This is a genomic window from Microbacterium sp. (genome assembly GCF_047971895.1).
Lineage (GTDB): Bacteria > Actinomycetota > Actinomycetes > Actinomycetales > Microbacteriaceae > Microbacterium.
The window spans coordinates 20,455-27,457 of sequence record NZ_JBKEAF010000057.1 but is presented as its reverse complement, the minus strand read 5'-3'; the positions used below and the strand labels follow the sequence as shown (position 1 = coordinate 27,457).

Annotated in this window: 5 protein-coding genes; 4 read left to right on the top strand and 1 reads right to left on the bottom strand. The window is 70.9% G+C overall.

Features of this window, described 5'->3' with window-relative positions; genetic code table 11:
* Positions 1-423 precede the first annotated feature (423 nt).
* Positions 424-1,782: a pyridoxal phosphate-dependent decarboxylase family protein gene (locus tag ACK5IN_RS04885; protein ID WP_416895086.1), complete on the top strand. Its 1,359-nt coding sequence runs from the start codon at positions 424-426 to the stop codon at positions 1,780-1,782.
* Between the two features lie 26 nt (positions 1,783-1,808).
* On the opposite strand, the gene ACK5IN_RS04880 is transcribed toward ACK5IN_RS04885, so the two are convergent.
* Positions 1,809-3,320: a SulP family inorganic anion transporter gene (locus ACK5IN_RS04880; RefSeq protein ID WP_416895085.1), complete on the bottom strand. Its 1,512-nt coding sequence runs from the start codon at positions 3,318-3,320 to the stop codon at positions 1,809-1,811.
* Positions 3,321-3,353: 33 nt separating this feature from the next.
* On the opposite strand from ACK5IN_RS04880, the gene ACK5IN_RS04875 reads away from it, so the two are divergent.
* The 3 genes from ACK5IN_RS04875 to ACK5IN_RS04865 all read left to right on the top strand — a co-directional run bounded on the left by ACK5IN_RS04875 (position 3,354) and on the right by ACK5IN_RS04865 (position 7,000).
* Positions 3,354-3,884 carry a hexameric tyrosine-coordinated heme protein gene (locus tag ACK5IN_RS04875; RefSeq protein ID WP_416895084.1) on the top strand — a complete coding sequence of 177 codons (531 nt, stop codon included), beginning with the start codon at positions 3,354-3,356 and terminating at the stop codon, positions 3,882-3,884.
* Positions 3,885-4,049: 165 nt separating this feature from the next.
* A complete protein-coding gene (locus ACK5IN_RS04870; RefSeq protein WP_416895083.1) occupies positions 4,050-4,895 on the top strand; it encodes a TIGR03620 family F420-dependent LLM class oxidoreductase in 846 nt (281 codons plus the stop codon).
* Between the two features lie 29 nt (positions 4,896-4,924).
* On the top strand, positions 4,925-7,000 hold the full coding sequence (locus tag ACK5IN_RS04865; protein ID WP_416895082.1) for a S9 family peptidase: 2,076 nt from the start codon (positions 4,925-4,927) through the stop codon (positions 6,998-7,000).
* Positions 7,001-7,003 lie beyond the last annotated feature (3 nt).

Sequence of the window (7,003 nt, the reverse complement as noted above, 5' to 3'; positions counted from 1 at the left end):
GAACATGCGCTTCTCTTCGCCCGAGGGATCGTCGGCCAGCAGTGACCGGACGCGGTCGGCCAGTTCGGTGCGCTTCTCGTTCATGGCACTCGTCCCAGCGACGGGCAGAGCGCGGCGGTCTCCGGCGCGAGCGAGATCGCCGGGGCGGTTACGCGCGAGGTTCCCACAAACGGAACATTACTCCCGAGCGTCTACGGGCTCGGGAGGGACGAGCCAGAGGTCGACCCGAGGCTGCTCGACGGCATGCGTCTCGCTCAGGCCGGTGCTGAGCGGCTGCCGCTGCTCACCTCGGATACGACGCTGCTCGCCCTCGATGAATCGTGGATTCTCGACGCGCGCGTGTGAGGCAGGGCGTTCCACACAAACCGCTGATCTCACGGAACGCGTGCGGGGCCGTACGGTGGAGGCGAGAAGGTGAGACACATGCCCCACACCCTGGACGACGACCTCGACGACGTCGACACGCTGCTCGCCGAGACGCAGCGCTACGCTGCGCGGGTGCTGGCCGACCTGCCCGATCGCCCCGCCGTCGCGGTCGCCGACGACCCGGAGCCCGCAGGGCTGCCCGACACGGGCGCCGGTGCTCGCGCCGCACTGACCACGTTCGCCGAACGCTGGGCGCCCGGCTTCTCAGGCGGGGCAGGGCCGCGCTACTTCGGCTTCGTCACCGGCGGCGTCACCCCCGCGGCGCTTGCGGGCGACTGGCTGACCGGTGTCTTCGACCAGAACGCTGTCGCCGCGGTCGGGTCGAGCGCGGCGGCGCTCGAACGCGAGACCGTCGCCTGGATCGGCGACCTGCTCGGCCTCGACGGCTTCACCGGGTCGTTCGTCACCGGCGCGACGATGTCGAATTTCGTCGGGCTCGCCATCGGGCGGGACTGGTTCGGCGAGCAGCACGGCGTCTCGGTCGCAGAAGAAGGGATGCCGCGGCCCGCCCGTGTGCTGTCGGGTGCCGCGCACGCGAGCATCAGCAAGGCGCTGGCGATGCTCGGGATGGGCCGCTCGGCGCTCGTCTCCCTGCCCACGCTGCCCGGCCGCGAAGCGGTCGATGTCGCGGCGCTCGAGCGCGAGCTCGCGCAAGGCCCCGCGATCGTGGTCGCCAATGCCGGCACGGTCAACACCGTCGACTTCGACGATCTGCGCGTGATCGCCGACCTCAAGGAGCGCTACGACTTCTGGCTGCACGTCGATGCGGCGTTCGGCGGATTCGCCGCGGCATCCACCTCTTTCTCCGCACTGCTCGACGGGTGGGCCGAGGCCGACTCGGTGTGCGTCGACCTGCACAAGTGGCTCAATGTGCCGTACGACGCGGCCGTGCAGTTCACGCGGCATCGCGATCTGCAGTTGAAGGTGTTCGCGAACGCGTCGGCGTATCTCGGCGGTGTGGGCGAGGTGCCCGACTTCATGCATCTCACGCCCGAGAACTCGCGGCGGCTGCGCGCGCTCGCGGCGTGGTTCACGCTCGCCGCCTACGGGCGCGAAGGGTGCCGCGAGATCGTCGAACGCAATGTCGCGTGCGCACGGGAGCTGGAGGCGCGGCTCGATGCGAGCCCCCGCTGGCGGCTGCTCGCTCCGGTGCGGCTCAACGTCGTGTGCTTCACGCTCGCCGACGACCCGACGCCGGAGCGCGTCGACGAGGTCGTCGCCGCGCTCGCCGCATCGGGGGAGGGCTTCGTGAGCAAGACGGTGTACGACGGGGTGCCGGCGCTGCGGGCGGCGTTCAGCAACTGGCGCACGACGCCCGCCGACGTCGACCGTGTGGCCTCGGCCCTCGGAGCATAGGCGATCGCCTGCGGCGTCGTGTGGGCTCAGGCACTGCCGCCGAGGCCGCCGCTGAGCCGTCCATGGAATGCCGCGGTGTAGTCGTTCATGCCCTCGAGGGTGACGGTGGTGCCGCGATGCTCGTACTTGGTGACGATGGCGTCGAGTGCGGCGACGGTGGAGGCATCCCAGATGTGAGACTGGCTCATATCGATGACGACCCGGTCCGGGTCGTCGGCGTATTCGAACTGGGTGGTCAGGTCGTTGCTCGACGCCCAGAACAGCTCCCCGTTGACGGTGTAGCGGGCGACGCCGTCGGCAACGGCGCGTATCACGGTGACGAAGTGCGCGACGCGACGGGCGAACAGCACCATCGCGACGAGCACCCCGGCGATCACTCCGATCGCGAGGTTGCTGGTCCACACCGTGACCACGACGGTGATGACCATGACGGCGGTTTCGCTCTTGGGCAGCCGCGTGAGGGTCGATGGAGCGATGCTGTGCCAGTCGAACGTGGCGACCGACACCATGATCATGACGGCCACGAGTGCCGCCATGGGGATGATCGCAACCACGTCGCCGAGCACGAGCACCAGCACGAGCAGGAAGGCTCCGGCGAGGAACGTCGAGATGCGGGTGCGGGCACCCGACGCCTTCACGTTGATCATCGTCTGGCCGATCATCGCGCAGCCGCCCATGCCGCCGAACGCGCCCGAGAGCATGTTCGCGATGCCCTGGCCGAACGCCTCGCGCCCCTTGTGGGAGTGCGTGTCGGTGATGTCGTCGACGAGCTTGGCGGTCATGAGAGATTCGAGCAGGCCGACCACGGCCACTCCGGCCGCGAACGGCGCGATGATCTGCAGTGTCTCGAACGTGAGCGGCACGTTCGGGATGAACAGCTCGGGCAGATTCTGCGGCAGCTCGCCCTCGCCGCCTACATTGGGCACGCTGATGCCGAACACGACGACCGCACCGGTCAGCAGGATGATCGCCACCAGCGGTGCGGGCACGATGCGCGTGAGCCGTGGCATGAGGTACAGGATGAGCAGCCCCACCACGACGAGCGGATAGACCATCCACGGCACGCCGATCAGCTGCGGCACCTGTGCGACGAAGATGAGGATCGCCAGCGCGTTCACGAAGCCGACCATGACGCTGCGGGGGATGAAGCGCATGAGCTTCGCCACGCCGAACACCGCGAGCAGTACCTGGATCAGCCCGCCCAGCAGCACCGTCGCAATGAGGTAGTCCATGCCGTACTCGCGGGCGACCGGTGCCACCACGAGTGCGATCGCACCGGTCGCGGCGGTGATCATCGCCGGCCGGCCGCCCAGGAAGGCGATCGCGACCGCCATGACGAACGAAGAGAACAGGCCGACCCGCGGGTCGACGCCCGCGATGATCGAGAACGCGATCGCCTCGGGAATGAGCGCGATCGCGACGACGAGCCCGGCGAGCACCTCCCGCGTGAGCAGCCGCGGGCTGCGCAGCGCCTGCAGCACGGTCGGTTCGATGCGGTAGCGCGACGGGCGGTCCGCGGACGGGGTGATGGCAGTCACGAGACACTCCTGGCCGGAGGAAAGAGGAGGTGGATGCTGCGCAGCACGCGCGGGCGCATCCACCCTACCCGCGGGGTCACGCGACGAGCGCGGATTCGTGTGCCGGGGCGCGAGAAGGGCGAGCTCGGCGCGGAAGCCCGTCGCACCCGCGGCGCGCGGTGCATGCGGGTCACCCAGAACGTGTCGGCGACGTGCGAGATCTCGCCGAGCAGCTGCGTCAAGGTCGACGGCACGTGGACGCCGCACGGTCATGCAGTGGTGATCCGCCCGCGGGCGTATGTTGAGGATAGGCGGTCGCAGTCGACCCGTCGGCACCCGAAACTGGAGGTCTTCATGGCACTCGTCCCCGGCAACACTCTCATCACGGCGACACCCGAAGAAGGTCGCGAACTGGCCATCATGCTCGCGCGCAAGACGATCGGCGCGATCCAGCCGGACGCGCAGGTTCGTCAGGACCTCCGCCCCGCCTACGCGACGGACGCCGACTCGCTCACCGCAGCAGGGCACGTGGTCGCCATCGAGTTCGCCACGATCGCCGCGGCGAACGACTACTGGCGCGGCTGAGCCCACCGTCCGATCCCCCGGCTCACGCTCGCGCGTGCCGCAGCCTGCAGGGCGTAGGCACCCAGCAGATCGACGAGCACGGCGTCACGTGTGCCGAGCGGCACAGCCGCTGAACCGCGGCAGGCCGGGTGCGATACGGTGAAGATCCCGACCGCGAGGAGCACCATGACCACCGACACACCCGCCTTCGGCCGGCTCGGATTCTGGCGCGGGGGTGGGCTGCTGACCCCCGATCTGGCCGCCGCCGCGGAGCGCCTCGGGTACGGCGCGGTGTGGATAGGAGGGTCGCCCGCTGCCGATCTGGCCATCGCCGAGACCGTTCTCGACGCCACCGAGCAGGTGACGGTCGCCACCGGCATCGTCAACATCTGGACGGCGCCCGCCGTCGAGGTCGCCGCGTCGTTCCACCGCCTCGAGCGCACCCACCCCGGCCGGTTCGTGCTGGGCATCGGCATCGGCCACCCCGAGGCACAGGGCGCCGTCTACGAGAAGCCGTACGCCGCCCTCGTCGCCTACCTCGACACACTCGACGCCGAGGGCGTTCCGGCCGCGCGACGCGTGATCTCGGCGCTCGGTCCGCGCACGCTGCGGTTGGCGGCCGAGCGCTCCGCCGGCACGCACCCGTATCTGACGACACCCGCGCACACGCGGTTCGCACGCGACGTGGTCGGCGAGGGCGTGCTCGTCGCGCCCGAGCAGCGACTCGTGCCCGAGACGGATGCCGTGGCCGCCCGCGCCACGGGGCGCCAGTTCCTCGAGCGCTACCTCGGGCTGACGAACTACCGCCGCACGCTTGAGCGCCACGGCTTCACCGCCGCCGACCTCGACGACGGCGCCACAGACGCGGCGGTCGACGCACTCGCGCCGCACGGTGCACCCGCCGCTCTCGCCGACGTCGTGCGCGCCCAGTGGGACGCCGGCGCCGACCATGTCTGCGTGCAGTTCCTGCCGGCCCGCGAAGATCCGGTGCCCGCGCTCACCGCGCTGACAGGCGAGCTCGGTCTGGGCTGAGCGTTCACAGCACGGCGTACGGTGGAGGCATGGCATCCCCCTTCGCCTCCCTCGACGACTACATCGCCCTGCCCCGCATCGAAGCGCTCGCCCTCTCGCCCGACGGCCGCCGTGTCGTGCTGACCGTCGCGACGCTGAAGTCCGACAAGACCGCGTACGAGCGTGCGCTGTGGGAGGTGCCTGCCGACGGCACGGGAACGCCCCGGCGACTCACCCGCTCGGCCAAGGGCGAGGCCGGCGCCGCCTTTCTCGGCAACGGCGACGTCGTCTTCGTCAGTGCGCGGCCCGACGCCGAAGCCGATGAGGACGACGAGTCCGGCCAGCTGTGGGTGCTGCCCGCGGGCGGCGGCGAGGCCCGTGCGGTGACCCGGCTCGCCGGGGGTGTGTCGGGCATCGCGGCGACGGCCGCGGCATCCGATCGCCTGATCCTCTCGGCAGACCTGCTGCCGGCCGCCGACGACATCGAGTCCGATGCGAAGCTGCGCGCCGCCCGCAAGAAGCTCAAGGTGTCGGCGATCCTGCACGAGACCTACCCGGTGCGGTTCTGGGACCACGACCTCGGCCCCGCCGAGCCGCACCTGCTCGCGCTCGACCTCGGCGACCTGGCCGACACGATCGCGGCAGTCGTGACAGAGGACGCTGCGGATGAGGGTGCGGTCACGCCCTACCCGACGAGCCTTCCCCGCCCGCGCGACCTGACGCCGAACCCCGGTCGGTCCGCCGACATCGCCGGGGCTGCGCTCACCCCGGACGGCGGCACGCTCGTCGCGTCGATGCGGGTGCCCGAGGGGCGCGACGCGCGCGACGCGCTGGTGGCGTTCGACGTCGAGACCGGTGCGCGCACGATGCTGTTCGACGAGCGCAGCACGTACTTCGAGTCGCCGGCGATCAGCCACGACGGCACCCTCATCGCCTACGGCCGGTCGGGATTCGGCTCACCGGAGGGCCCCGCCGACCAGGAGCTGTGGGTGGCGGGCATCGACGGGTCGAACCCGCGGCGCGTCGACGAGGGCTGGGACCGGTGGCCCACCAGCATCCAATTCGACGCCGACGACTCGGCACTCATCGTGACCGCCGACCAGGACGGCCGCGGCCCGGTGTTCCGGGTGCCGCTCGCCGGGGGAGCTGTCGCGCAGCTCACGCACGACGACTTCACCTACACCGACGTGCGCGTGGACCGCGGCACGGGCGCACTGCTCGCGCTGCGCTCGTCGTGGACGGTGCCGGCGCACCCGGTGCGCATCGGCCGCGACGGCACGGTGACGCCGATCGTCAGCCCGGTCGCGCTGCCCGAGACGCCCGGCACGATCACCGAGGTCGACACGACCGCGGCCGACGGCACCCGTGTGCGCGGGTGGCTGCTGCTTCCCGAGGGTGCGTCGGCGGCGCATCCGGCGCCGCTGCTGCTGTGGATCCACGGTGGACCGCTGAACTCGTGGAACGCGTGGAGCTGGCGGTGGAACCCGAGCCTCGCCGTCGCCCGGGGGTATGCCGTGCTGCTACCCGACCCCGCACTGTCGACCGGGTACGGACTGGCGTTCATCGCCCGGGGCTGGAACAGCTGGGGCGGCCCGCCGTACACCGACCTCATGTCCATCACCGACGCCGTGGTGGCGCGCGACGACATCGACGAGACGAAGACCGCGGCGATGGGCGGGTCGTTCGGCGGCTACATGGCGAACTGGGTCGCCGGCCACACCGACCGGTTCCGCGCCATCGTCACGCACGCCAGCCTGTGGGCGCTCGACCAGTTCGCCGGCACCACCGACAGCTCGTCCTACTGGCAGCGCATCTTCACGCCGGAGGGCATGGTCGAGAACGATCCGCACCGGTTCGTTGGCGACATCCGCTCGCCCCTGCTGGTGATCCACGGCGACCGCGACTACCGGGTGCCGATCGGCGAGAGCCTGCGGCTGTGGTCCGAGCTGAACGAGCACTTCGGCGCCGACGACGGCACGAGCCCGCACCGGTTCCTGTACTTCCCCGACGAGAACCATTGGGTGCTGAAGCCCCAGCACGCCGTGGTCTGGTACGAGACCGTGTTCGGGTTCCTCGGCGAGCACCTGCACGGCACCGCGTGGGAGCGCCCCGACGTGCTCGGCTGATCG

Coding starts and splice junctions, on each gene's coding strand:
- ACK5IN_RS04885 (WP_416895086.1), top strand. CDS start 424: ATGCCCCACACCCTGGACGACGACCTCGACGACGTCGACACGCTGCTC.
- ACK5IN_RS04875 (WP_416895084.1), top strand. CDS start 3,354: ATGCTGCGCAGCACGCGCGGGCGCATCCACCCTACCCGCGGGGTCACG.
- ACK5IN_RS04870 (WP_416895083.1), top strand. CDS start 4,050: ATGACCACCGACACACCCGCCTTCGGCCGGCTCGGATTCTGGCGCGGG.
- ACK5IN_RS04865 (WP_416895082.1), top strand. CDS start 4,925: ATGGCATCCCCCTTCGCCTCCCTCGACGACTACATCGCCCTGCCCCGC.